1 protein-coding gene is annotated in these 768 nt (G+C 51.4%); it reads left to right on the forward strand.

The window, feature by feature from the left end; genetic code table 11:
* Positions 1-55: 55 nt before the first annotated feature.
* Positions 56-753, forward strand: a protein-coding gene (locus FHC52_RS22495) for an IS1 family transposase (RefSeq protein ID WP_223433957.1) whose coding sequence is annotated in 2 segments (ribosomal slippage) — positions 56-305 and positions 305-753 — 699 coding nt in all. Because the reading frame shifts where the segments join, the coding sequence is not laid out codon by codon here.
* The last annotated feature ends 15 nt before the right edge of the window (positions 754-768 follow it).

Below are 768 nucleotides of genomic sequence, written 5' to 3' on the forward strand. Positions count from 1 at the left end.
GGTAATGGTGCCAACTTACTGATTTAGTGTATGATGGTGTTTTTGAGGTGCTCCAGTGGCTTCTGTTTCTATCAGCTGTCCCTCCTGTTCAGCTACTGAAGGCGTGGTGCGTAACGGTAAAAGTACTGCCGGACATCAGCGCTATCTCTGCTCTCACTGCCGTAAAACATGGCAGCTACAGTTCACTTACACCGCTTCTCAACCCGGTACGCATCAGAAAATCATTGATATGGCCATGAATGGCGTCGGATGTCGCGCCAGTGCACGCATTATGGGCGTTGGCCTCAACACGATTTTACGTCACTTAAAAAACTCAGACCGCAGTCGGTAACCTCACGCATACAACCGGGCAGTGACGTCATTGTTTGCGCGGAAATGGACGAACAGTGGGGTTATGTCGGCGCTAAATCACGCCAGCGCTGGTTGTTTTACGCGTATGACAGGATACGGAGGACGGTTGTGGCGCACGTATTCGGTGAACGCACGTTGTCCACGCTGGAGCGTCTTCTGGGCCTGCTGTCGGCCTTTGAGGTCGTGGTATGGATGACGGATGGCTGGCCGCTTTATGAATCACGCCTGAAGGGAGAACTGCACGTTATCAGCAAGCGATATACGCAGCGCATTGAGCGGCATAACCTGAATCTGAGGCAACATCTGGCAAGGCTGGGCAGGAAGTCACTGTCGTTCTCAAAATCGGTGGAGCTGCATGACAAAGTCATCGGGCATTATCTGAACATAAAACACTATCAGTAAGTTGGAGTCATTACC

The sequence above is a fragment of the Enterobacter sp. EC_64 genome (assembly GCF_019584165.1).
In the GTDB taxonomy this organism is placed as follows: domain Bacteria; phylum Pseudomonadota; class Gammaproteobacteria; order Enterobacterales; family Enterobacteriaceae; genus Enterobacter; species Enterobacter roggenkampii.